This window comes from Phyllobacterium sp. LjRoot231 (assembly GCF_964253365.1).
Classification (GTDB): Bacteria; Pseudomonadota; Alphaproteobacteria; order Rhizobiales; family Rhizobiaceae; genus Phyllobacterium.
Genome location: NZ_CAXUQT020000001.1, coordinates 2,301,047 through 2,324,942, shown reverse-complemented (window position 1 = coordinate 2,324,942; position 23,896 = coordinate 2,301,047). Strand labels below are relative to the sequence as shown.

General features: G+C 57.3%; 20 protein-coding genes and 1 riboswitch. Of the genes, 1 reads left to right on the top strand and 19 read right to left on the bottom strand.

The annotated features are described in order from the left end of the window. Window positions 1–2: 2 nt before the first annotated feature. The 9 genes from thiS to ACSQ3H_RS11375 form a co-directional block, all read right to left on the bottom strand. On the bottom strand, window positions 3–200 hold the full coding sequence (thiS, locus tag ACSQ3H_RS11415; RefSeq protein WP_436117170.1) for a sulfur carrier protein ThiS: 198 nt from the start codon (window positions 198–200) through the stop codon (window positions 3–5). Next, the gene (gene thiO, locus ACSQ3H_RS11410; protein WP_436117169.1) at window positions 197–1,162 is read right to left on the bottom strand and encodes a glycine oxidase ThiO; all 966 of its coding nucleotides are present in this window, start codon (window positions 1,160–1,162) and stop codon (window positions 197–199) included. The genes thiS and thiO overlap by 4 nt, the downstream gene beginning before the upstream one ends. Window positions 1,163–1,166: 4 nt before the next feature. Beyond that, window positions 1,167–2,990 carry a phosphomethylpyrimidine synthase ThiC gene (thiC, locus tag ACSQ3H_RS11405; RefSeq protein ID WP_436117168.1) on the bottom strand — a complete coding sequence of 608 codons (1,824 nt, stop codon included), beginning with the start codon at window positions 2,988–2,990 and terminating at the stop codon, window positions 1,167–1,169. 99 nt (window positions 2,991–3,089) lie between these two features. Continuing rightward, window positions 3,090–3,206, bottom strand: a riboswitch (TPP riboswitch). A 45-nt stretch (window positions 3,207–3,251) separates the two neighbouring features. Further along, complete coding sequence (locus tag ACSQ3H_RS11400; RefSeq protein ID WP_436117167.1) at window positions 3,252–3,821, bottom strand: NADPH-dependent FMN reductase; 570 nt, start codon at window positions 3,819–3,821, stop codon at window positions 3,252–3,254. A gap of 332 nt (window positions 3,822–4,153) precedes the next feature. Then, window positions 4,154–4,426 carry a 30S ribosomal protein S21 gene (rpsU, locus tag ACSQ3H_RS11395; RefSeq protein ID WP_436117166.1) on the bottom strand — a complete coding sequence of 91 codons (273 nt, stop codon included), beginning with the start codon at window positions 4,424–4,426 and terminating at the stop codon, window positions 4,154–4,156. Window positions 4,427–4,683: 257 nt separating this feature from the next. Beyond that, window positions 4,684–5,028, bottom strand: coding sequence for a RidA family protein (locus ACSQ3H_RS11390; protein WP_436117165.1), 345 nt, complete (start codon window positions 5,026–5,028; stop codon window positions 4,684–4,686). A gap of 192 nt (window positions 5,029–5,220) precedes the next feature. Further along, window positions 5,221–5,589, bottom strand: a complete 369-nt coding sequence (locus ACSQ3H_RS11385) for a hypothetical protein (RefSeq protein WP_436117164.1) — start codon at window positions 5,587–5,589, stop codon at window positions 5,221–5,223. A gap of 129 nt (window positions 5,590–5,718) precedes the next feature. Then, on the bottom strand, window positions 5,719–6,024 hold the full coding sequence (locus tag ACSQ3H_RS11380) for a hypothetical protein (RefSeq protein ID WP_436117163.1): 306 nt from the start codon (window positions 6,022–6,024) through the stop codon (window positions 5,719–5,721). Further along, window positions 6,024–6,839, bottom strand: coding sequence for a glycoside hydrolase family 108 protein (locus tag ACSQ3H_RS11375; RefSeq protein ID WP_436117162.1), 816 nt, complete (start codon window positions 6,837–6,839; stop codon window positions 6,024–6,026). The genes ACSQ3H_RS11380 and ACSQ3H_RS11375 overlap by 1 nt, the downstream gene beginning before the upstream one ends. A gap of 141 nt (window positions 6,840–6,980) precedes the next feature. On the opposite strand from ACSQ3H_RS11375, the gene ACSQ3H_RS11370 reads away from it, so the two are divergent. Further along, window positions 6,981–7,838, top strand: a complete 858-nt coding sequence (locus tag ACSQ3H_RS11370) for a class I SAM-dependent methyltransferase (RefSeq protein WP_436117161.1) — start codon at window positions 6,981–6,983, stop codon at window positions 7,836–7,838. Here the strand turns inward: ACSQ3H_RS11370 and ACSQ3H_RS11365 are convergent. The 10 genes from ACSQ3H_RS11365 to ACSQ3H_RS11320 all read right to left on the bottom strand — a co-directional run bounded on the left by ACSQ3H_RS11365 (window position 7,819) and on the right by ACSQ3H_RS11320 (window position 23,736). After that, window positions 7,819–7,995 (bottom strand): hypothetical protein, encoded by a 177-nt coding sequence (locus ACSQ3H_RS11365; RefSeq protein WP_436117160.1) that lies wholly within the window; start codon window positions 7,993–7,995, stop codon window positions 7,819–7,821. The genes ACSQ3H_RS11370 and ACSQ3H_RS11365 overlap by 20 nt on opposite strands. A 14-nt stretch (window positions 7,996–8,009) precedes the next feature. Beyond that, window positions 8,010–9,440, bottom strand: a complete 1,431-nt coding sequence (locus ACSQ3H_RS11360) for a hypothetical protein (protein WP_436117159.1) — start codon at window positions 9,438–9,440, stop codon at window positions 8,010–8,012. Window positions 9,441–9,453: 13 nt separating this feature from the next. Then, window positions 9,454–10,260, bottom strand: a complete 807-nt coding sequence (locus ACSQ3H_RS11355; RefSeq protein WP_436117158.1) for a hypothetical protein — start codon at window positions 10,258–10,260, stop codon at window positions 9,454–9,456. 57 nt (window positions 10,261–10,317) lie between these two features. Next, window positions 10,318–16,332 (bottom strand): LPD38 domain-containing protein, encoded by a 6,015-nt coding sequence (locus ACSQ3H_RS11350; protein WP_436117157.1) that lies wholly within the window; start codon window positions 16,330–16,332, stop codon window positions 10,318–10,320. After that, a complete protein-coding gene (locus ACSQ3H_RS11345; protein WP_436117156.1) occupies window positions 16,333–19,158 on the bottom strand; it encodes a hypothetical protein in 2,826 nt (941 codons plus the stop codon). It lies immediately after the preceding gene. Between the two features lie 2 nt (window positions 19,159–19,160). Continuing rightward, entirely contained in the window at window positions 19,161–19,742 is a 582-nt protein-coding gene (locus tag ACSQ3H_RS11340; protein ID WP_436117155.1) for a hypothetical protein, read from the bottom strand. A gap of 11 nt (window positions 19,743–19,753) precedes the next feature. Further along, entirely contained in the window at window positions 19,754–21,811 is a 2,058-nt protein-coding gene (locus ACSQ3H_RS11335; protein WP_436117154.1) for a hypothetical protein, read from the bottom strand. Continuing rightward, complete coding sequence (locus ACSQ3H_RS11330; protein ID WP_436117153.1) at window positions 21,812–22,435, bottom strand: hypothetical protein; 624 nt, start codon at window positions 22,433–22,435, stop codon at window positions 21,812–21,814. 92 nt (window positions 22,436–22,527) lie between these two features. After that, window positions 22,528–22,803, bottom strand: a complete 276-nt coding sequence (locus ACSQ3H_RS11325; protein WP_436117152.1) for a hypothetical protein — start codon at window positions 22,801–22,803, stop codon at window positions 22,528–22,530. 57 nt (window positions 22,804–22,860) lie between these two features. Further along, on the bottom strand, window positions 22,861–23,736 hold the full coding sequence (locus tag ACSQ3H_RS11320) for a phage capsid protein (protein ID WP_436117151.1): 876 nt from the start codon (window positions 23,734–23,736) through the stop codon (window positions 22,861–22,863). Window positions 23,737–23,896: the final 160 nt, after the last annotated feature.

The following is a 23,896-nucleotide window of genomic DNA, read 5'->3' as shown; positions in this document are numbered from 1 at the left end:
GCTCAGCCTCCTTGCCGTGGAGTAAGAATCTCGACCCGGTCGCCCTCGTTCAGGCGACAAGTCTGACGTTCCGGTGACCGCACGAGTTCACCGTTCAATGCCGTCGCCAGCCATTCGCCTTCGAATTCCAGTTCGGCAAGCAAAGCATCGAGCGATTGCGCCGACACATCGTGCGGTTCTCCATTGACCAGCAGTTTCATTGGCTTGCGCTCCTTTCATTCAAAATCATGTCCGCCGCTTGCATGGCCATGGCCGGCGCCAGCAGAAAACCGTGCCTGTAAAGCCCGTTGATGCTGATGGTGTTGCCCTCGCGGACGACACGCGGCAGATTGTCCGGATAGGCGGGACGAATTCCCACCCCTGTTTCGACAATCTCTGCTTCACCGAAGGCAGGGTGCAGGCTATAGGCCGCGTTCAGCAATTCCATCATCGAGCGTGCGGTGATCGGACCGATCGAGTCGCTTTCGATCATCGTTGCACCCACCATGAAGACATGGTCGGACCTCGGCACGATATAGATGGGAAAGCGCGGATGAACGAGCCGGACAGGGCGTGACAAGGAGATATCGGACGTGCGCAAGATCAGCATTTCACCGCGCACGCCGCGTATGGCTTGATCCTGGGTGGAATAGCCCGTGGACTGAACGGTCCAATCAAAGCCAACCGCCGCTGTCTGCGCCAAATCGGTTTCGAACACGACGCCGGCGGCCGCCAGCCTTGCCGCTAGACTGATCAACACGTGGCGCGGATCAAGATGCGCTTCCTCCTCAAAGAATAGCCCCTTGCGGAAGCACCCAGCCAGATCGGGCTCCAATGCTGCAATGGTCTCCTCTCCAGCCCATTCAAAGCCAGACGTTCGCGATCCGAACCGTTCAAGCTCCTTAATGTCGCGTGATGGAGCCAAAACCAGCGTACCATTGCGTGTCACCGAACCGGGCAGCGCTGCTTCCCACCAATCCGCCGCGCCCAAGCCCAGTTCGACAACAGGCTGCTCCGCGCTTTCCCGCTCGCAATAAGGCGCAAGCATACCCCCTGCAAACCAGGATGCCGCCGAGCGGCTGCCCTGCTGTGGTTCAAGCACCGTCACGCGCGCGCCGCGTGACGTCAATTCATGGGCGACCGACAGACCGGCGACACCGGCGCCCTGTACGAGAACGTTCATTCCTTCAGGCACCATTGTTCAGCGGCATGTAGAGATTGCCACCCTCGCGAAATTTCTCCGCCATGGCAGCCATGCCTTCCTTTTGCGCCTCGGCACGGATGTCGTGGGAGATGCGCATGGAGCAGAATTTGGGTCCGCACATCGAGCAGAAATGCGCCACCTTGTGCGCTTCCTTGGGCAGTGTCTCATCATGGTAGAGACGCGCCGTTTCCGGGTCGAGCGACAGGTTGAACTGGTCCTCCCAGCGAAACTCGAAACGCGCCCGTGACAGGGCATCATCGCGAAGCTGCGCTGCTGGATGGCCCTTGGCGAGATCGGCGGCGTGGGCTGCAATCTTGTAGGTGATCACGCCGACTTTGACATCATCACGATTGGGCAAACCGAGATGTTCTTTCGGCGTCACATAGCAAAGCATCGCCGTTCCAAACCAGCCGATCATCGCGGCACCGATCCCGGACGTGATGTGATCATAACCAGGCGCAATATCCGTGGTGAGTGGTCCAAGCGTATAGAATGGCGCCTCGCCGCAAACCGCGAGCTGCTTGTCCATATTCTCTTTGATCTTGTGCATCGGTACGTGGCCGGGACCCTCGATCATCACCTGGCAATCCTTGGCCCAGGCAATCTGGGTGAGTTCGCCCAAGGTTTCGAGTTCAGCAAACTGCGCCGCGTCATTGGCATCGGCGATCGAGCCCGGACGCAGACCATCGCCCAGCGAAAAGCTTACATCGTAGGCTCGGCAAATATCGCAGATCTCCTCGAAATGCTCATAGAGGAAGCTTTCGCGATGGTGATGCAGGCACCACTTCGCCATGATCGAACCACCGCGCGATACGATGCCGGTCACACGGTTCACCGTCAGCGGTATACAATGCAGCCGCACACCCGCATGAATCGTGAAATAATCCACGCCCTGCTCGGCTTGTTCGATCAGCGTGTCGCGATAAACCTCCCATGTGAGGTCTTCAGCAATACCATCAACCTTTTCCAGTGCCTGATAGAGCGGCACCGTACCGATCGGCACCGGCGAATTCCGGATAATCCATTCGCGTATATTGTGAATATTGCGCCCGGTGGAGAGATCCATCACCGTATCCGCGCCCCAGCGCGTGGCCCAGACCATCTTTTCCACTTCCTCGGCCATGGAGGAAGTCACTGCGGAATTGCCGATATTGGCGTTGATCTTGACCAGGAAATTACGGCCGATGATCATCGGCTCAAGCTCGGGATGATTGATATTGGCTGGAATGATCGCCCGTCCCCGCGCTATCTCTTCGCGGACGAATTCCGGTGTCACATGATCGGGGATTGATGCACCGAACGATTCGCCGTCGCGCAAGACACCATTCGTTGCACTCTCCCGGCCCAGATTTTCGCGGATCGCGGCATACTCCATTTCCCGCGTGATAATGCCAGCCCTTGCATAAGCAAGCTGGGTGACAGCCTTGCCGTCCCTTGCCTTCAACGGATTGTTGCGGATAGGAAATTCGGGTGTCAGCCGTTCGCCCGTGGCAAAGCCATTGTCCGCCGGGATGACACGGCGACCGTCATAGGAATGGGTATCGCCCTGCGCGGCGAGCCAGCTTTCGCGAACACGCGGGATACCCCTGGCAATATCGATTTCTGCCGAAGGATCGCTGTACGGACCAGAGGAATCATAAACCGTGACGTTGGGCTCACCGGCAGTCGGGTGAACGGCGATTTCGCGCATGGGCACGCGGATATCGGGATGAATGTGTCCGGTTTTGTATATTTTGGTCGACGCAGGCAGCGGTCCTGCCGAAACGGGTGGGGTGCTTGAAACAGTTGGATCAAATACGGTCATCATCAGGTTCCTTTGCTTTTTTGCATGGAAACCCAGTTCTGTGCCGGAAGGATGAAAGGAGTTCGCGAGTCTGAGTAGAGACCGAGTGCCAAGACACTCTATGCGAAGACTTTTGCACCGTCCCTACGCCAGTATGAACTGGATCAGGTTCAACGGGTCACTGCGCTGCAAAAGCCAGCAGTATCTCAGCCCCTTGTCGGGACTCCCCTGGTGAATGAGTTTATGTGACCCGCTGGCGACGCAGTTGTCAAGCGGGTCGATAGATCACGACGTGTGCAAAGGTTTGAGAGCCGTCGCCCACTTGAGCAATTCGGTCAGCATGGTCGTTGCGCCGGTTGCCATCAGATCATTGGGCTCGAACACGCCTTCGTCATTGATGAATTGCCTGTAGGTCGGCACGGGAACACCCTCTGGAATCGGCACCATGTGCAAGCCGGCAACCAAACCCTTTACCGATTCGACCGAACGCAATCCGCCCGATACGCCGCCATAGCTGACGAAGCCCGCGGGCTTGTAGCTCCATTCATTCGACAGATAAACCAGCGCGTTGATCAAAGACGGCGGGGCGTTGTAGTCATATTCCGGCGTGACGAAGACATAAGCATCAGCAGAATCGATGATCGCGCTCCACTTCTTCGTGTGGGCATGTTCATACTTCATCATCTTGGGATGGTTCGGCTCATCGAGGATCGGCAGGTTAACGTCGACAAGGTCGATGAGGACAGGTTCAAACCGCCCATCTTGCTTGGCAAATTCATTGAACCAGTTTGCAACTGCCGGACCACCGCGGCCCGGCCGCGTGCTGGCGATGATGATGTTGAGTTTGAGTGCCATTCAACGCGTCTCCATACAGATGAATCTTGTGACCGTATGAATAGGGAGTCGTTGCCGCACTGCACAAGAAGGCACCTTTTGGTAACCGGCCAAAGTCGGATTCTCTCGGCGCCGAGACTTTCGAGAATTCAGTCTGATGAGTCAGCTGGTGGGGTTTGCGAGAACCGGAGCGCAGCGGACTTTTTGGTCCGTGAGCCTAGGCAAGCGCAGAAAATCGCATCAGATGGCCATCAGAGTGAAGTTATCGAAAGGTCTTCAAAACGAAACCCGCTACGGCCTGCACCATGCGGGTTCTGTCGCGTTTATAAATGACCGGACGGGCCGGTCACGGACTATCTGCTGAAATCGCTGCCGTTATTACCGGCTGGGCGGGCAACGCGTTCTTTTTTCTTCGGACCTGGCAACAGGCCTTCACGCTGAGCCTGCTTGCGTGCAGCCTTGCGGGCACGGCTAACGGCTTCTGCTTTTTCACGGACACGGCGCTCGGATGGCTTTTCAAAAGCCTGGCGCGCCTTCATTTCGCGGAAGAGACCTTCCCGCTGCATCTTCTTCTTCAGGACCCGTAGGGCCTGTTCAACATTGTTATCACGAACGAGAACTTGCAATCGTTTTCCTTACCCATGCTTGCCTCGTCTTGCGGAGAGACGATTGACCACAATCAGACAAGCGTTTGAAGAATTGCCACTACGGCAATCCGGAGAAGCGCGGACTCTATTCATTTCCGTGCCAAAAATCCAGTGCGCTCAAGCAATTTACTTGAGTATGCCACCACGCCAACTATTCTGCTGACGTGGGCAGCATGATTTTGTGTTCTGTCGCCAGCAGCGAAATTCGCGCGACGTACGCCGAATCAGAGATGATCTCAGATTGCAGCCGTGATGATGATTTCGACCTTATATTCCGGCGTTGCGAGCTTGGCTTCGCCGGTCGCGCGTGCCGGAGTGTTTGCCGGATCGACCCAAGCATCCCACACGGCATTCATCTCGCCGAAGTCCTTCATGTCGTCGAGCCAGATAATGGCTTGCAACAGCTTGGACTTGTCGGAACCGGCTTCCTTGAGCAGGCGATCGATCGAAGCCAGAACATCCTTGGTCTGCTCGGTCACGCTCTTGCCCGGACCGCCCACCTGACCGGCCAGGTAGACGGTGTTGCCGTGGATAACGGCTTGGCTCATGCGCGGACCAACTTCAATACGGCGAATGCTCATGGAAAATCTCCTCTAGCTTTTGCAGGCATGAAAAAAGGGCCATGCGGCCCTTTTTTCAAAAGAATGGTGGGCACAGTAGGGATCGAACCTACGACCCGCTGATTAAGAGTTTTCGCCACCCTTAACCTTTTCAATCGCTTATAGTGGGGGTCCGTGGGAAAGCAATAGGAAATCAGCGGTTTTTCCCATGGTTTATGGAGGATTGATTTTGCGGCGATCGTAATCCTCGCGCGCCTGCATCGTTGCCGTCAACGCCGCGATCGCATTGGACATGCTGACCATACTGTCCTGCAGGCGATCGAGCCGGATCAAGGTGTCTTTCTGAAAATTTGCCGCCGTCGCATCGGCCGTCACCTGCTTAGTTTCGACCACCATCAACCGCTCATTGACCTTCGCGGATTGCTCGATTGCCGTGGTCGCGGTTGTCTCGATACGATCGATCCGGCTCGTCTGCATCAACACAGCCTGCTCCGCCGTTTTCTCCTGGGTATCAAATTTATTATTGAGCCATCCGGATCCAAGATAGACGATCGAAGAGATAAGAGGAATTGCGAGCGCCATTGACACCCTCGCGATTGCCCTAAGCAAAACACTGTCAGCGATATTTTGTGTGCGAACGTCCACCATCACCAGCACTCTCTCGTTTTGCCAAAGCTATTATGCGAGGCGATACCCTGCCCAGCTGGAACATCATTTCCGGCCAGGTAAACCGCCGTCACCGGCTTGATCGGGATCTTCTTCCATCCCGCGCAGCTGGGCGGCACATTCGTCCCGCAGGCCGCCAAGCTCAACACAAAGGGCAACAGGATCCAGAGAATGTATTTTTTCATCGGTGGTTGCCCTTTCCTGATAGGCCTTCGCAGTTTCTTTCACGGCCGCCACGGCGCTTTGCTGGCGACCCTGGCTTGTCCCATAGAGGTACACCGGCCCTGCAGAGAGCAGCGCGCCCAGGACTGCGCCCACCCCTATTTGCCAATACTTGAGAGCGGAGAGCATCAAGCGCTCTCCCGATCGCGCTGCACCAGGCGATAAATGCCATAGCCGACACCAAGAACCATCACTGCGCCCAAAGCCCACTGCACAGGGCCGGTGCCAGCTGCGAGGCCGGTCAATGCTGTGAGCAATCCAGCTGCAGGCCCCCACGCCTCCGGCTTCTTGATCGTCTCAACTATGGACAGATCTTTCTGGCTGGCTTTGGCGGATCCGGCCGGATCCGGAACGGCAGTTGGCCAGGCCGGCTCTTTTGCTACAAGGGAAAGCGCGTTTCCGACGACACCAGGCGTTGACTTCCACTGGCCCTTCGGATCTACGCCGGTCACACGAATAGTCCAGCCACGGCCGTTAGCGGAAAATCCCGTCTTTCCGCCAAGCGATTGAAGGTATTTCATGCGGCGGTTGCAATAATCCACGATCAATTTGCGCAGTCCGCCTTTGTACGAGCTGACAGCAGAAACAGTCGCAACGCCGATGATCCCATCTTGCGCAATACCTAGAACGTCCTGGAGTTTTTTGACGGCCGTGGCCGGTCCACTGTTAACCCCGAAGTCGAAGACCGCATAGTCGAGCCCGATCGGCAAAAGATCGCCACCCGATTGTGACCAGTACGATTTGCGATAAATATCCGTCGCTTCTTTCAGTGTCATTGCCATCACCTGCTCGGCGCTAACCGATGCAACGCCGCGATCGGCGGCCAACGTTTTGTGCGTGATGCCGTATTTCGTCGGGCCGCCGCTGTCTGATTTGCTGTTGGAGTATCCGCCCTCATCTCCGAACAGGAGTTGTAGCGCTGCAGGTAGGGTTTCACGAGCCATGGTGCACCTCTTTGAAGATGCCCCGAGAATAGCGCGAAGCCACAACGGTCAACTGACAAGAGGGTAGAGGGGTTGCGCCAGACTTTCCAATATGTAACGTGCTGGCGAAATATCAGCGGGTCAGTTCTGGGGGTAGTGGGTATGACTTTATTTTCTTTCACAAACGAAATCATCAACAAGGCTGAGTCGTTCGCCTTTCATGGCAAGCCGCTACCCGAAATTCTCACAACGTTGCGGAAACTCAGTTTGGAGGATTTCGGGCTTCTGATGATCTCTATGCCCAACGAAACGTATCCGCATCTGTCAAAGGTGCTACCTCGTATGGCACCCGAGGATGTTCAGCTCGGAATGACAGGCGCGACCGGTGTCACATTGTTCGCGCAGACCGCAGCGTTCGCGAGGGTCGTTGAAACCGCCATCGCGCGCCATACAAACCGCACCATCAAGGGCGCGACGATTCTTGATCTCGGTGTTGGATATGGCCGCAACATCCGCTCCATGCTGTATTTCACTAACCCTGATAATCTGTGGGGCCTTGACCCTTGGCCTCAGGCACTGGAGCACTCAACTAAGGCGGGGGTTCCTGGTCATCTGGTATTGAGTGAGCCGATCCCGGTTGATCTGCCCGTTGATGGAACACGCTTTGACCTCGCGATATCTTTTTCGGTGTTTACGCATCTATCAGAGGAAGCAGCGACGGCCGCGCTCAGGGCGGTTCGCAAGGTCATTAAGTCTGACGGTCTCTATGTCCTCACCATCCGCCCTATTGAATTCTGGCGGTTGCCTTGGGGGACGGCTACCCCGGAACAAATAATTCAAGCCGAGGCCGACCATAAGAACCACGGCTTTGCGTTCTTGCCGCATTCGTGGTCTGACGGTTCCTATGGTGATGCCTCGATCGACCTGAAATTCTTCAATCGCGAAGGATGGGAAATGCTGGAATACGATACCAGCACCCTAGACCCATATCAGCTATCCGTCATTCTCCGTCCGGTCTGACAGCCGCCACTTTTGCTTGAGCTTCGTTTATCTGCGCATTGATCGCGGCAAATACGGGAGCAGCGAGCCTGTATGGAAGTTCGCTCAAGCCCGTCGCGATAATGTTAAGCTGTTCATCGGTGATATTGAGTACGTGCATTTGCGGCATCTGTGCCATGTCTGGTCGGTCCTTTAGATTGTCTTGAACAAGGTAGCATCTACGTAGATTTCGAGGTTTGCGCCGTTTTGGCGGAATGAGACATAGCTTGCACCGAAGTTCCCGCGCATCTGCAACTTGCCACCAAATGATCCGTCAGCATTTCCCGCCCAGAACGCCGTTGAGTAGTTCGTGCCCGTACCTTTGGGCTGATGGTTGATCGTGATGTTTGCGGCGGTGCCATCTGCTTTTAGCGCAGGCTGTGCGGCGGTAGATCCCACAGCCTCAAGATGACCCGTTACCGTCCCCGCTACGGCAGTAACCTTGAAGTTGGCAAGGCCGGAATTGTTGAGGAACGAAGCGCCTGTGTTGTCAATGCTCAAGGTCTGCTTTGAGTTTGCAGTGTCAACAGTTGAGACGAGATCGAACCCGTTGTTACTGCCAGCATACTGCCACGTCACGACATGGCCGCGCGCCATCTTAATGGCGGTTCCAAATCCGGTAACACCATCCGTACCCGTAATGCCGATAGCATCAAAGACAATGCCAGTATTCCACGTATGGCCGTTCCGATAGATCAAAATTGCCGACGAGGATGGATTGGTTGGAGCGCCCGCATTTGGATCACCACCGGCAGCAAGGCCAAGCCCCATGCACATCGCAAAACGGCTATACGGCCCATTGACGGGATTAAGAGCAGTCTTATTTTTGGCGTTCCACTCCGCGATGTAGGAGGGAGTGGGTTCCGTGTTGACCACCTCTGCATACATGGCAAAGGCGCAGGTATCTGGATCAGGACTATCCTGAATAGCAAATGCTGTGAGCGCCGCCGATGTCATATAGGTGAAATCAACAAACTGCAGCGTCGCAGTGCCGTTTGCCGCCGATCCCGTTATGTGGGCGGGTGGTGTCGTCGAGTAAGTGCCGCCTGTCGTGATGTTGTAAACGCGCCCGCCATAGGCCACACGTTGACCCAATGTTGCCGTGCCGCCTGAAGTCCAAACAGACGGTACCGGACCGGGATGCTGAAGTGGGAATGACCTGTAAATGTCATGCACCCGAGACGCGAAAGCGCCACCGATGCCGCCGCGAGAGGAATATGATGCAAACGTAGCGCAACGGTCGATATAGCCAGTCCCGCCCACCGTGGCGACATACGAACCAAACTCGTTGTTTGATCCGTCGAAGGTAGCAGCGGCCTCGTCTATAAGAAATCGGTCGTGGACACGGTGAATGCGCGCGCCATCAGGATCCCAGAAAAATCCGGTTGGTGTCTGGTCAAACACACCATTATTGCCGAAATTTGGAAGTTCGGAATACTTGGCCAGGCGTTTGCCACCTGGCGTAACACCATCTTGGACGTGTACGGTAACGTCTGTCTCGTTCATCACCAACTCACCCATTACGCCGGTGAATGCGGCGATCTCGGCGGCTGTACCCTTACGGATGCTAATTTGATTGGCCATTTGATCGCCTCTTTTAAGGTGTTACAGGGTCGGTAACGCGACCCCAATTTTGGTTGAAATATGTGATAGTTTCGGTCACACGGCCCCAGTCATAGATTTGACCGTCGGGAAAACCAGTGAAGCCAGCTGTTGCGGCTTGAACCAACTGATTGGCTGCAGCTTCCGAGGTCGCCGCCGAACTGGCCGATGCGGCAGCTTGCGCGGTTAGATTTGTGACTGTTGGAACAATTCCGTCGATTTGCAGATGCAGCGCATCATCACCCGCGATGCGATTGGCCTGTTCTTCAGCCAATGCTTGCCGCCAAGCCGTTGCCTCAAATTCCGTGTCCGGACCATTTACGATAGTCCAAGACTGGCCGACAAGCCTCCAAACCAAAGAAGCCCCGTCAATGGGTGCAGCAATCAGGCTGAAAGATGTGCCGAAATCAAACTTCAGAGCACGATCAATATCGCGTTCCTGCTCTTGCTGAATTATTCGGCTTCGATCCAAGTCACTATCGATAGCATCGCTGGAAAAGCGCCCGTTTCTAACAACGGATATTAGTCTATCAATGATTGCTGTGCCGACTATCCGGTATTTTTCGCCAGCAAGAGCGGGCACGGTAAGCGTGAAACTTCCACCGGACGGTGATCCGGCTCCGCTTATCAAGTAGTTGCCTGGATAGCTGAGGACCGCTCTGTTCCCAGCGAGATCAATCTTTTCGATTGTCACATCGGCGTCGTCCTGGAACGGAAATGCGATCGCGAAAAGGGTCTGACCGGCAGATGCAATAATCTGGCGAAATCGGACATCCGTATTTATTGGAAATATGACGCTCATGATGCACCCCAAAATCGATCTTGGGTGCATCATGAGGCAGGCGAGGTAGGGTAAACTCTATTGTGGCGCGGGGATCAAAGCTGGTTTTTGTTTGCGCTTGATCTTCACGCCGCCTTCAAGCGGATTGCCTTCCGCCTCGACCGTCCGCACGAGATCCAAGGTAATGGCCTCCGATCCTTCCGCGATCGCGCGCGATCGGAGATCCGGCCAAGCCGCTTTCACCGCATCCCAATCCCACACTTTCTTCGTGGCATAGGCATCCGCAAGCCGTTGCGTCAATTCCGGCGATACCGCCTGCAGCTCGCGGTAGAACCCTTGCTCATCAATTTCCGCGCGCTGTGACCAGCCTGGCTCTCCAATCGCCACCAGGGCATTGCGCTCGATCGCCATCGCCATCTTTGAAAGAATATCGTCTGCAGCGGTGCGAGCTGCAGACGAGATCTCGATCGGATCACCATAACGATCTGTCAGCCGGTTCGCCGTCAGGTCGCGCCGGACAGCACCGATCGATTGAACAGCTCCTCGTGCGCGAACCATTGGATGCAGTCGCGCGGTTTTCGCGTCCATCATGGCGATCGAGATATAGGCCTTCGCCTCATCCTTTTGTTTCGCCAGGTAATCGGCCGCTCCAGCTGCATCGCCTGTTTCGAACAGCGAGCGCCATGTTGCGGCTTTCCCTTCCAGTTCGCCGCCTCTCTGCGCTGCCATTTCCCAAAACCGCGTGACGGATTGAGATCCGCGAGATGCATCCTTGATGAACCGGCGAGAAATTGGAGCGTCATCCAGGGCATAACCTGGCGCATCCGGCTGCGCCATATCGTAAAGGGACAGCAACCCGCGCCCGATACTGCCGGTGTGTGCCAAAATCAGATGATCCCATTCCACCGGCGCGAGCCCGAACATGCCGCCGATCTGCCTGGAAAGTTTCGAAGTCTTTTCCGTGTATTGCTGAAAAGGCTCCATTCCCTGCAGATGCTCGGGCACGATCGGCGCGCCGGTGAAAAAGCTTTTATTCGCTTTCATCTCGAAATAGCTGCTGATTGCCGGATTGCCCTCAATGATGGACGGCGGTGTGAGCGTGTAAAAGAGGCTATCGCCCCATTTGCTGAAGGCGGTTGCGTCATTTCTCGATATGGCATCATAGGCCGCCTCCCCGAGGTTGGCGAATACAGCCAGTTCGTGCGGCTTTGGAACCGCAATCCACTTATCGCCCCACTTCACCATCCAGTGCGTGGATCTCGTTTGCACCGAAATTTCGTCCTGATCCTCATTGCGGCTCATCAGGGCATAGAGAGAAGTCGATAAAGTCACCAATGCGGCAAGGCGCGCCCAGCTCTTTACCGATTGCCCCAGGGCGCGGCTTTCCTCGACGTTTAATGTTTCGCCCATCATTTTCTTGGCGACGGGCGTGAGCATGTGCATCCGGAATTTGTCTAGGCCCTGCAGCGAGGCATTGAGAAACGGTATTATCTTTGCAGCAGCACCCATGCCGGATCCGCGCCGATCAAAATCGATAAAGCTTCTGGCCTGCCAGCTTGCCTCCATCGCGGCTTCATAATTATCCAGGCCCCTCGCTTTTGCCTCATCGACGAACGTTTTGAACAGACCAATCCGTGTTGCTGTTTCTGCGAGCTCTGTCGCCTCGAAAATTCCGGAGAAGCTGGAAAGGCGCTGCGTTGCCCACCCTTTGCGTCGGAGCCCCTGGAGATCCCGTTTGACCATGGTTTCCGCCAGGCCAGCCGTTTCAGCGCCGCCCGATAAGCCGTAGACGCTGGAATAGAGCCGCGCGGTGTCGCGGCCAAGCACGTCATCGGTTGCGCCTTTCAACGTTGACGCCAGACGTTTGAACGGCTTGCCATAGAAAACGGCTGACAGAACCTGGTCGCGGATCACATTGGCGAGAATGAATTCCGGCGCGGCGGTGATACCGATGCGCAGGATACGGGCTGGCCAAGCCAGCATTTCGATGAAAAAGTTTTTCTCGACAGGCCCCATGCCGGTCAAGGCCTGATACATTTCCTTGCCAAACTTGCCGTCAGCCAGGCGCAACGCGCGCAGCTCGCCGCCGTCGCGGAAGAACGCGATCGCTTCACCCTTCTCGTTGATCATAGCCGGCCGAAAAATATTGGCCTTCTCATCGCCGATCGCACCCTCGACCATATCGCGCAATGCCACGATATCCGGCCGCGAAAGTCCGGCATTCTTGGCGGCGCTTTCGATGGCTTCCAAAGGATCGACGACGCTGCCGCGCAGCTCCTTGACCGGAATACGCTCGGCGATCGCACCAGCACCGACACCGGCATTTCGTGCCAGCCGGTCCAAAGTCTTGATAACATCATTGCGAACGATCGCCATTGACGTTTCATATGCATCGGAAATCAGGCTTTCGATCGGATTGATTACGTCCTTTTTGGATCCGCCAAAACGCCGAACAAAGCCGCTCTTGGCTTTACCGCCGCTCGGCTTGCCCGAGATCTGCCCATCGGCCGTCTCGCTGAAATCACGACGACCAGGCACATAGTCGCGGATCAACAGACCTTCGTCATACTGTTCCGAAGTGATGAGACCGGCATCGCGCTTTTTCTTCCACATCTCCAAGGCAAATTGATGCACCTTGTCAGCTGCTGAAACATACTGCGGATTGGCCGCCTCAAGATCCGCCACGTTTTGCAGATGATCGCCCCTGGTGAGCTTGTCGGGTGGATTTGGGATTGATCCCTGGTCGTAACGGTCCCATTCACCCAGGGCGCGGCGCGACCAAAGATAGGAGCCAAAATCGCGGGCGCTGCCGTCCTCCCATTTCGACAGGAAATTCGGCTTTCCCATTGCTTCAATCAACGCATCGCGCAGTGACGGGCTTGCGGGATTGGTGGCGCGATAGGGCACAACGCCATGAACAAGATCCATGTGACCGGCCGAAAATGCGCCGCGCGACATGAGCGCCAGCTTATGCGGATCGTCGGAAACCTTGATATTGATCGGCTTTCCGGTGTTCTGCATATGCAGATCACTCAACGCCCTTACGGCGCGATTGATCGGGTTCAAAGCATCAAACGTGAACGTGTAGAAGCGCTGCAGCACTTCGCCGATCGTTCCGGCCACACCGGATTGCTGCAGCGCCTCCTTGGATTTTCCGAGCCAGCCCTTTTCCTTTGCGGAAACGATCGTGCTGGCAACGGCGACAGTTGAAGGCGCATCAAGAAACGTGGTCCAGGCATCGCGCGCCGCGTCGATCGCGGCGGCCATATCCGGAACATTTGCTTTCAGTGACTGATCAAAGGCGGCCGCAAATTGTGGCGCAGCCTTCTCTGCAGCTGGACGGTTTGTCACCCACAACCGAAAGAATTCAGCAAAGCCTTCGGAAAGCAAATGCTTCTTGTTTGCTCCGGCATAGGCCATAGGCTCCAGCTCGGCCGCGTGTTTCTTTTTGAGCGGTCCGAGATCCTTTAGCTTCGCTTCCAGGTGATGACCGTATTCATGCGTGAGCGTGTCGAAGTCATCGAGCGAACGGACCCGAACAACGCCGGAGCGCGTTCCATAAGTCCCAAGGACACGACTGCCACCAGTGATCCGGCCCTGCCTGGTTGCGGAAACATCAAGCGCCTTGGCCAGTGCTTCCGCCGTTTCACGTACACGTGCGATATTCTCAACCGCCACTTTCGCGATACCGGCAACCGGACGATTGCGAGCGGCCGCATGCGGTGCGGCCATGTTCATAAACTCGCTGATATCGGTTTGATCGCGGGCGGCATCATCGAAAAGACCGCCTGGCGCTTTGTCGCCACCACGCAACGGCTTTTCCGCGCGAGCCGCCAAGCGGTCCGCGTCGGTTATCGGCGCAATGCCGTCGATTAAGGTTTGCTGACCGGCGTCTGTGCGCTCTGTCCGGATCTGATCTTGGCCAGCGCTTCGAGCTGGCCCGCTGTCCGCAACAGCGTTTCCTGGTCGAGCGGGCTCGCCGTCTCCGCTTGCGCGCGCATCCGCTTGGCGTTGCGCAGGCAATCCTGCGCCGTCATCGAAGAATGGGATTTCTGTGCCATCGGACCTCTCAAGCGCGATCGGTGCGCCGTTTGCATAGTAGTCTTCCATGATCGCACGCTCAAGAGCGTCCGGAGCAGAAAATCCATCGTCCATATGTTCGGCCGCACGGACAACGATTTCATCCGGGAGCGCGGCATCGATCTCCTGGGACAATTGATCGAGGTTTTGCCGCAGGCTGGCACGCGCGGCCGTCGCGTCCTCGTGTCCCGTAAGGTTTTCGACGGCCGCACGATCATGCTCGGAATAAACCTTCTCGCCACGCGCGTCGCGCTCAAGCGTAGAAAGGAAATCGGCAACCGACGTTTTCGCCGTGGCGTCGTCAACACTGCCAAACTCCCAAAGATAACCGTTTTGCGCGGCCATCTCCCGCGCGCGATCGAGCGTCATTCCGCCTTCGCGCACCAGGCGTCCAGCACCAGGCACAAAAACCTTGTTGAGATCGAGAGCGCCCAGCTCGCCGCCCTGATTTTGAATGCCGCCATTTTCGGCCAGCCAGCGGGCAAGCGATCGCGGCTTTTGCGGTGCTTTGCCTGGGGAAGGCGCTTCTTCGTTGAGGATCCGCTTTTCCTGCACGGAAAGCCCGCGGACTGCTGCAGCCTGGTTTGAAAGCCGCTCGCCGATCGGTTCAGCGGAAACGGGCGAAGATTGCCCCCCTGGCTTGCGAGGCGACACGAAATCAATCGCATCCTTGTCGATAACGACCCATTCGGATCTGCCACGCGGATCTTTGCCAACGATGACGCCAACACCTTGCGCCTTCAATTCTTCAATGCGCTTGGCACTCAATCGGGTGACGTCACCTTCGGCATTCAGGATCCGCGTGCCTGGCTTGACCTTGACGTCATAAAGCGATGGCGAACCGCCTTCCGCCCTGGAATAACCTTCGGCCAGTGCAGCATCGCCTTCGGTGTGGGTATAAAGACCGCCGTAGGTCCTGCCCTTCTTGGCCTGCTTCTGACCGGTCCGGACAATCTCAATGTCCTTCAACGTCAGGTTGGGGTTGCCGCTGCCGTGCACCAGCGTAAGCCCATCATTCCCCACGACATCGGGTATAGCGGCGGCGTCCGGTGTCGATCGTGGGATTGCGCCGCCACCAACCGGCTCTGCAGCGGGAACTTGACGGGGCGCAACAGGTCCAACCGGCTCCGCTTGCGGCACAGGCCGCGCTACAGCAGCGTTTGCAGGCTGGGACGACTGCGGCGACGCCGGAGCGGCGGTTTGCGCGCCTGTGACTCGCTCTGGCGTTTTTGGGCCGGAAGGAGAAAGGATGCTTTCTCCGACAAGCGTACTCTGTCCGTCTTCCAGAACGACGCGCACCATGCCAGCGGGCGCATTCGCCTGGTCATCGGCAATGGTGACGGTCCGGCCATTCATCGGATCAGCTTCAATGCCGCGCGCCGGATCCGCAGGTGCGTCGATTTTCGCGGCGGATCCTGCAGCAAGTTTCTCGATGCCCCGAGCGACACCGCCGCCAGCACCGCCGATGCCAGCACCCAGCAGGATCCCGATGCCGTACTGGACAGGATCAAAACTCTCGCGATGGCCTGCCTGGATCTCGACACCCTGGATTGCAAGATCAGTCGCAGCGTTGATCACGGCGCCGTCGACAGATCCGGCGAATACTCGTGACCATAGAGCGCTGACACCCCTGCCGGACAGTGCAACAATCTTTTCACCCAGGCCGATCGGCACGAAGTTTTCAGGGCTGGCGGCCGTGCCGACGAGCTGACCGGCGAGTGCGGTCGATCCTTCAAGAAAGCCGCTCCATTCCGGAAAGCTGTTGTAGCTCTTGTCGAACCATTGCCGGTCCAACTTGGCTTGCGGCCCGACTGCATCAGCCAGGGCACCACCAACCGTATTGTATCGCTTGCCCGCCTCGACATTCAGTTTGAAACGATCGACATAGCTCGGGTCTGGCGCTTCCTTCAAAACATCGTCGCGCTGGATCTCCGCATAAGGATTTGTTTCACCGGCCGGTGCGATCGCAGGAGCGTTTTCGTTCGCCAAAACCGCATAAGGATTGTCCGCCATTTATTTCGCCCCTTCATCCCCATAGATCGGGTTCCACTCGCCGATCGGCATTTTGTTGATCCGCAAAACTTCCGCGGCCGCACCTGGTCCATAAACCGCATCGAACTGATCGGCCTCTTGCGGATTGTGCGTGATGCGGGTGCGCGCGGCGCTTCCTGGAATTGGCCAAGCGTCGGGCTTGCGGGCCGAAACGCCATTTTCCGCCGCCGCTGTTTCTTGCAGAACATTGACGTTGCGCTGATCGGCGCGCGTCGGGCGCTCGCCGCGGTTCAGCTTGAAAAAGAGCGCCGTGCCGAGCGTGGAAAGCTCCTTGTCAACACCCTTGGCCTGCATCACCTGGGAGAATGCTTTTTCGGCATACGGACCATAGGCGTTGCTCACCTGGCCGACGAGCTGCTGCACCGCCTGATTTTGGGCGCGCGGATCCTGGACAGTGGAAATCGCACGAGCCAGGTTAAATGCCTCGTCATTGGTCAACGGTGATTGCGCGAGATCCGGCACGCCGATCGCTTCCTGCGCCTGCAGGCGAGCGGCAACCAGGGCTTGCAAACTGGCGGGGTCATCTGGCCTTGCCGCATCCGCCAGTGCTTTCACTTCCGGAAAATTGGTCTGGACGGCAAGCGCCGGATCCGTTGCGCGCTCTTTGACGATCGCGGCCGCACGTTTCGCCGCCTCGTCAAAAATCTTCTCCTGGTCAGCATAGCCCGGCGTTCCCGCCTTCGGCGCGAGTGTCGCCAACCTGGTCGAAATTTCCTCTTCGGTGTCGGCCTCCATACCTGCCGACGCCTCCCAAACCTTTCCGGCAAAGGCGCGTTTTTCCTGCCATTCCGCCAGCTTTTCCGGCCCGAGCAATTTTGCAACGCGGTCCGGCGTGATGCCATTTTCGTCGGTGCTGAGCCCCTTGCCGGTCGCGGCAACGGAAGAAATATCGTCATTGATCAGACCGGTGACGCGCGTGCGCTCAACGCTATTGCTGGCCTTCTCCTCGTTTGCCTGCTGGCGCGCGTCACGATAGAGCGTTTCCGACAGGGCTTTGACCGTGTTAAACGGCATATTCGCCAGCGGCCCCTCGCCTTTCGACCAATCGTCCAGGACGCCAAGTGCAAAGGCCTCTTTTTTCTCGGCACTATCGAGCTGCGAAAACACACCCTGGATCCGCGACTTTGCCGCCGTCTCTGCGATATTGCGTTTTGCTTCGGCACCTTGCGCCGGTGTCAGGACGCGGTTTTGCACCGCATTGTCGATCGAGCGCGAGGCACGATCGACCTGGCCGCCGATGATCCGGTCTGCATCGGGCGATCCACCCAGCACATAGGCCTGGCGCTCAATGTCGCTTGTCTGCGCCATGATGCCTTCGGCCGCCGCCGCCTGTTCGTCCTGGCGAAGGAATTTTTCATGTTCGGCGGAAACAGCACGCACGTAGGCTTCGGAGCGATCGGCAAACTGCTTGTCAAAGATCTCGCGCATTTGCGGATCTTGAAAGCTTTCGTCCTGCAGATACTTATCGCGGATCTGCCCGAGCGCATTTTGAAAGCCCGAGGGATTGTCCTGAAATTCCTGATAGGCATTCTGCATATCCGTGGACATGCCCTGCTGCAGCCGCCACGAATAGGAGTTGGTTGCCGCCTGGTCAAAGGCTTCACCGCGAATAGTGCCATCATTGCGCAGCTGCAGCGGCTGGGTGGAAAGAGGTTCGCTAGACCGCCCCTCTTTGTCGGCGTACAGCGCCTCTTGCTGCGTGTGCAGTGACTTAGCGTATGCGGTCGCATCATCTGGATTGTCGAATTTACCCAAATGCTTTCCGGTCTTTCGATACTGCTCGATTGCCTCCTTGTTGGATAGGATCTTCGACCCGTCATCCGCCACCGTTGGGATCAACGTTTCCTTGCCGTCGCTGTCTTCGAAAGAGATGGAACGCACGGTGCTGATCGTTCCGTCGGAATTTTTCACCACCGGACGCTTGGTAAGATCGATGTTGCCAGGAGCGATTAGGCCCTTGACGTCAGCCGTGTCTGGCTGCGGTTGTGTCGCTCCGGTAATGAGCGGATCCACCGGCGCGGCCGGAGCCGTTGCACCGTTTCCAAAACGCGCCAAGCTGTCGTTATAGGTGGCGATATGATCGGCGGTGTTGCTTTCAAATGCCTTCCATGTCGAAGAGAGCGCGCTGGTGATGCCAGGCGTCAAACCGTTCTTCTGCAAATCCGCGTCCAGCGACCGGCCAGTGTTGGCCTTATAATCGCGCTGGGCCAGCTTCCACGCATTGGCGTCCTGGTTTTTCGGAGAGAAGTCACCACCTCCGATGCCATCCCAAGTCGTGGCAACGAACTGATAGCGACCGGCCGCCGATGTCTTGCCGTCCGGCCCATCTACGAAAATGCGTGGATGCTTGGACAGATCATCGAAATACGCCGGTCCATTCGGCGTATAGCGGACATTGTACGCTCCGCCACTCTCACCGCCTGCAGTCGCGTTGAGGAAGGCCCGCGCGTAGGCCGGAAGATCAGTGTTTTCCGGATCCGCAACCTTGTACGGCTTGCCGCTTCCTATCGACTGCGCCCGCGCACCAGCGCGCTCCTCGACCGCTCGGGCAGCGAGATACGACGCTCCGGACTGCTGTCCGGCCGCGAGGCCAGCAAGCGCGCCTTCACGCGCTGCAGCGTTGTCAGCTAGCTGGCGAAGGCGATCGGAAAGACCGTCGCCGAGACCGGAGAGAGCCCGAGCGGCCGCGCCGGTATCGACCGCGAAGGAAGGAACGTCACCACGGATCTGCGCAGTTTCATCAAATCGGCGGATTTCGCCTGGGCTTCTGGATTGACGATTGACCATGATTAACCCCTTTTGGCGAGATCGATGCCATATCCAGCGCCGGTTTCGAGCGCGCCCAAGAGCCCCGCTGTGCGTGAGGATCTGGCTTGTGAGCGGAAACCGCTGGCCCGCTGCTTGAGCAGGGCGCGGCGGAAATCACTATCGGCACGGTCAACGGAAATTTCGTCGGTTGCGCGCTTCGTGGCATTGGCGGCCGCCGACTGTGCAATGCCGCTCGAAAGGTCGATACCAGCTGCAGCAAAGGTCACATCGTTTTCACCAAGAACGCGCGCAAGCTCGCGTTTCATGACTGTCTGTCGCTGGGTCTGTTTCAATTGCTCCTGGCTGCTTTCGAGTTCAGCCTGATCAGCCTGTTGATTGGACGCGTCGGCGGCGGCGTTTCCGGCGCCGATCTTGCCGAGAATACCCAGCGTTGCGGAGACACCCTGCAGGACAGAGAGAACGCCGGACGATGCGGAAGCGAGACCGCCAGCGGCGGCAGCGCCAGCGCCCGCCGTCGCCGCCCCAGCGCCTGCAGTAGCGCCTGCAGCTGCTAGGCCCGATGATCCGAATAATGCGCCGAAAGCGGCGGTGGCAAGTTCCATGGCGATCCCCTTTATAATGCCGCTTCAATGGTGATTGATCGGACGGTGAAACGTCCTGGCCGGATCTGGCTGATGGTCACAGTCGGTTCATCGACGTAACCGGTCAGGCCACGGATCGGGATCGTGCCGGTGAATGGCGCATCGAGCTCCGGCACGTCTGCGAGCGCGCCATAGCGCACCAGGTTCAAATCCTTGAGCGGCTTGCCGTTGACGGCGATCGCGATCGACGTGGTATCGAGAACGGACAATTGCACCGAATGAATGCGCGCTTTGCGCTTCATGACCAGATTTGGACCGATCGTGCGCGGCGGCGGCAATGTCTCAACAATGGGAGGTTTCCACGTGCCGACCGTGGCAAATGAAATTGCTCGGGGAAGGCTGATTACGCCACCGGAAACGACGAAAGGGCCGAAGACGTTTCTGTCGCCGATGCACCAGACCGTGCGGCCGTTGAATATTTCGAGGCCGCTGACAAAGGTTTGCGGCGTGCCGTAGCTGAAATCAATGGCTTCATCGAGCAGCAATCCATCTTCCGAGCGCTCCAGCTGGCGACCAGCCGGCCGATCGACAAGCCAGGACATTTCATTGCGGCCGTTGACGCTGACCGCACGAAAAAGCCCGTCGGTTGTCATGCGCGCGAATGCCGTCACGTCCTGTTCGCGCAGGATCGTCGCAAGCCGCGCTTCTCCTGGACCGGTGACAACGCCGACGATATTTCCATCGGTGGAAATGGTGGCGCGGCGCACGGCCAGATGCCGAACGTCCCTGATCAGATGAGAGGCGAGAAGCGAAATATCTGTCGAGACGAAATTGCCCTCAACATCGGTGTATCGGGTTTCACCAAGCACGCCGCCGTTGGCATGGCAGAAGATCGCCGCGCCCTCATTCTCGATGACCGGCACACCGCGCCGTGTCCCGTTGCGCGACGATTGCACATGGTTAGGTGCTTGCGTTTTACTCAGGGCGCGTTCGGCGATCCAATATTCCGCCTTCGTGGTGAACACCAAAAGACTGCGACTGCTAACCAGGCGCTCGATACGCTCTCCGCCTGGCACGTCCATCGGGATTAGCGCCGGACCGTTCGCCTCTGTAAAACGATCATCGTAGTTAAAATACTCGGAGACTTTTGACATCATCCAGGCATTCGGCAGGCTCTTGAAGCCGCCTATCAACAGCCGCTGTCCATAGAAAACGCCACAATGAGCATAGCCCCGCGCCGCCGAGAACAATGGTTCACCAGGCGCAACACCTGGTGTAATCTTGAGCGCAAGCACGGCCGCGTCAGCTTTATTGATAACGCGTGCCGAAATCGCCCACCCGTCGCCGCTGTTGTTTGCTCCGCCAAAAGTGATCAGGATTTTCTTGCCAGTGGCGTCGCCGGAGGACGAGAGAACGGTGATACCTGCGGCGGTGTTCGGCAAATCCAAAACCGCCGCCTGGACCCGCGCGGCGAGAATGAGCATATCGGAACCGTATTCGATCGAAACGGTTTCCTGCCCCGAAACGGTCAGCGTGAAAACGCTTTCTGCCCCTGGAGTGAAGGACAAGCCGACGAACTCCAATTCCCATACAGCAGGCACACCGTTGGTATAGACGCCACCATAGTCGTAGTTTGGGACGCCGGTGAAAGGTGCATTGTCGACAGCCCAATTTGTGGGCCCGAGGTGCTTTATCCGGCGCGTCTCCAGATCGTTGTGAAAGAGAAGCATGGTATCGAGCTGCTGAGCGACCGTGAATTCCGGAAGCATCGTCGCAGTCAGCCCTATGCCGATAATGTCAAACAAATAAGTTGTTGCAGACCAGACTTGCGCATTGTTCGGACTGAAGACGAGATCATATGATGCGCCGTTTGAAGCATCGAAAGGGAAGATTTTCGCAGCGTCTGCCGCTACAGCACCGATCCTGCGCAATCCGTCACGACCGCGAAATCCGCCTTGTGGCGCGATTTCGACATTTTCCATGCGCTTCGCGCCGGTGCCGAAATACTTGATTTCGGTGCGCTCATGCAGAAGCGGTTCCAGTTCTCCCGCTGTCCATGCTGATTGCAGACGCCCAGGACGGCCAACCATCTACGATCTCCAGGCGCGTTCGAGAGGATTGTTGCGCATATCCCTGCGGCGCGGCGGTTGTGCCATGCTGTCTTCGGAGATTGCCGCCCGCATTTGGCCGCCACGCCGCTGTTCTGACGGTGTGCCATAGGCTTCGGTGTCAAGTTCGTTGTAGAGCGCGCGATCGGAGGCAAGGGCGAGCGCCAGGCGCGATGCGCAGGCAGTAATGGTGCATGTCCTGAATGTCGCGATCCAAAGGTGCGGATCCGGCCGAAACTTGACCTTTCCGAAAAGAGGCTCGACGGACGCATGCACCTGGCCATTGCTCAGCGCATATTCCGTGAAACGCCGATCGGGATCCGTCACATCATCGGAGAGGTACAAGGGAGGCCCCAGCCGCTCGCCAGGGATATCGAAAACGAATTCATAGCCGGAAAACGGGGTAGCACCGTCGATGCGGGAAAGCTGGCGATACTCCATCGCAAAATAAAATGGATTAAGCCCGAGATTGAAATCAACCACGTCCTCATAAATGTAAGAGGCGGCCTGGCCGCCGTCCGTTTCCTCTTCAAAGTTCTCAAGCGGATCCACGCCGATCCGCGCGCAAGCGGCGTTGATGATATCGAGCGGGACGAGGAGAGCCATGGAGCCTCACTTTGAAAAACCGTGCATGGTTGAGAAAAATGCCATGAGCCGCCCTGGTGACATGAAACCAGGGCGGCTCCGGCGAGCCAAAACTAAGCGACGTTTTGGGCTGCGACCGTGACCACCGCGCCGGTGTTGGTGACGACGATGTAATTGCGCAGCATCGGTGTGCCGTCGAGATCGAGGGAACACATGATGATATCGCCAGTTTTCAGGCGACCGGCCAGGCTGTTGAAATAACCGGCCGTGATGACGGCGGCGGTGTCATCGTTGGTGACATAGGCGTGCAGCGACCGGTTGGCCCCAGCAGATCCATCGACAGAGCCGATGTGAGAAATGGTTTTGAAACCATATGCGTTATAGGCCATGATTTTGCTCCGTTGAATTGATGGCCAAGGGAAAGGACGGGCCGAAGCCCGTCCCGATTAAACGATTGCGATCGCGCTGTTGGTGGAAGTGGTGAAGCGCTTGATGCCCTTCCCTTCCTGCATAGGCGTGGCGCAACCCTTCGCCTGCATGTTGATGGTCCACCAATCCTCGTAGTTGTCCCACTGAGGAATGACCCGCATGTCGGTGTGGTTTGCCCAGCCCATGGCCGACTTGTGCCAGATGAACAGATCCTGCTTGTTGGCAGAGGGAACGGGATAGAGGTCCAGCGGATCTTCCTCGACCAGGAGGAACCAGTTGACGCCGTTCCAGAAGCGGGTATCGGTCGCTTTCACGAACGGAAGATCGCCGCCGACATGATCGGACGAGTTAACGACCTTGTTGGCGAGGAGCTGGTTCCACTGCAATGCGGGCAGACCGCAGAACACTTCACCATTCCATTTGACCTTATCGCCCTGCAGCGCGGCGCACAGGGTCAACGCCTGGGCGGCATTGAAAGCACCGGCCGAAAAATCGAGGCCAGCTCCGGCTGCAGGCAAGGCGGTCGCCATGGCCGCATAAATTTCCATATCGGTGGAACGGCCAAGCGCCATAGCGCCGGACTGATAGACGATTTCCTTTTCGTCCACATTCATGCGGTCGAGGTCGTATTCTTCGACCGTGTCGAAAACGACCCAAGTCGTCAACGGTACCTCGAACCGCTTGCGGCCGCTGTTGCTCGGGACATTGCGCTGATTGCGGGTTTTCTTTACGGCCTTGCTCTTTCCGGCGAGCCAGAAGACGGCCTTTTCAGCGCCCTCGATGCGGGTGGCTGGGGTGACGGTGGGGCGCAGGCGATTGCCTTCCTGCTGATAGATATGCATGGCGCGGCTGGCGTACTGTGTGGCGAACCAGGCTGGAGCTTGTGCGGACATTTGTTGTCTCCGATGTTGACGAAATGGGGAAAACACCGAGGAGGAGAGGCCGCATTCTGCCGACAGGTCCGGTTGAGCCGGAGAGGCCATCGAGTTTGCAGGTCCGCCCGTTGTTGCCAAAACATTAGGGCCGCCGAACTATGGTCAACTGGACACAAAA

What these genes read in the sequence shown, in the direction of transcription:
- thiS (WP_436117170.1), bottom strand. Translation starts at nt 200, where the DNA reads ATGAAACTGCTGGTCAATGGAGAACCGCACGATGTGTCGGCGCAATCG.
- thiO (WP_436117169.1), bottom strand. Translation starts at nt 1,162, where the DNA reads ATGAACGTTCTCGTACAGGGCGCCGGTGTCGCCGGTCTGTCGGTCGCC.
- thiC (WP_436117168.1), bottom strand. Translation starts at nt 2,990, where the DNA reads ATGATGACCGTATTTGATCCAACTGTTTCAAGCACCCCACCCGTTTCG.
- ACSQ3H_RS11400 (WP_436117167.1), bottom strand. Translation starts at nt 3,821, where the DNA reads ATGGCACTCAAACTCAACATCATCATCGCCAGCACGCGGCCGGGCCGC.
- ACSQ3H_RS11390 (WP_436117165.1), bottom strand. Translation starts at nt 5,028, where the DNA reads ATGAGCATTCGCCGTATTGAAGTTGGTCCGCGCATGAGCCAAGCCGTT.
- ACSQ3H_RS11385 (WP_436117164.1), bottom strand. Translation starts at nt 5,589, where the DNA reads ATGGCGCTCGCAATTCCTCTTATCTCTTCGATCGTCTATCTTGGATCC.
- ACSQ3H_RS11380 (WP_436117163.1), bottom strand. Translation starts at nt 6,024, where the DNA reads ATGCTCTCCGCTCTCAAGTATTGGCAAATAGGGGTGGGCGCAGTCCTG.
- ACSQ3H_RS11375 (WP_436117162.1), bottom strand. Translation starts at nt 6,839, where the DNA reads ATGGCTCGTGAAACCCTACCTGCAGCGCTACAACTCCTGTTCGGAGAT.
- ACSQ3H_RS11370 (WP_436117161.1), top strand. Translation starts at nt 6,981, where the DNA reads ATGACTTTATTTTCTTTCACAAACGAAATCATCAACAAGGCTGAGTCG.
- ACSQ3H_RS11365 (WP_436117160.1), bottom strand. Translation starts at nt 7,995, where the DNA reads ATGGCACAGATGCCGCAAATGCACGTACTCAATATCACCGATGAACAG.
- ACSQ3H_RS11360 (WP_436117159.1), bottom strand. Translation starts at nt 9,440, where the DNA reads ATGGCCAATCAAATTAGCATCCGTAAGGGTACAGCCGCCGAGATCGCC.
- ACSQ3H_RS11355 (WP_436117158.1), bottom strand. Translation starts at nt 10,260, where the DNA reads ATGAGCGTCATATTTCCAATAAATACGGATGTCCGATTTCGCCAGATT.
- ACSQ3H_RS11350 (WP_436117157.1), bottom strand. Translation starts at nt 16,332, where the DNA reads ATGGCGGACAATCCTTATGCGGTTTTGGCGAACGAAAACGCTCCTGCG.
- ACSQ3H_RS11345 (WP_436117156.1), bottom strand. Translation starts at nt 19,158, where the DNA reads ATGGTCAATCGTCAATCCAGAAGCCCAGGCGAAATCCGCCGATTTGAT.
- ACSQ3H_RS11340 (WP_436117155.1), bottom strand. Translation starts at nt 19,742, where the DNA reads ATGGAACTTGCCACCGCCGCTTTCGGCGCATTATTCGGATCATCGGGC.
- ACSQ3H_RS11335 (WP_436117154.1), bottom strand. Translation starts at nt 21,811, where the DNA reads ATGGTTGGCCGTCCTGGGCGTCTGCAATCAGCATGGACAGCGGGAGAA.
- ACSQ3H_RS11330 (WP_436117153.1), bottom strand. Translation starts at nt 22,435, where the DNA reads ATGGCTCTCCTCGTCCCGCTCGATATCATCAACGCCGCTTGCGCGCGG.
- ACSQ3H_RS11325 (WP_436117152.1), bottom strand. Translation starts at nt 22,803, where the DNA reads ATGGCCTATAACGCATATGGTTTCAAAACCATTTCTCACATCGGCTCT.
- ACSQ3H_RS11320 (WP_436117151.1), bottom strand. Translation starts at nt 23,736, where the DNA reads ATGTCCGCACAAGCTCCAGCCTGGTTCGCCACACAGTACGCCAGCCGC.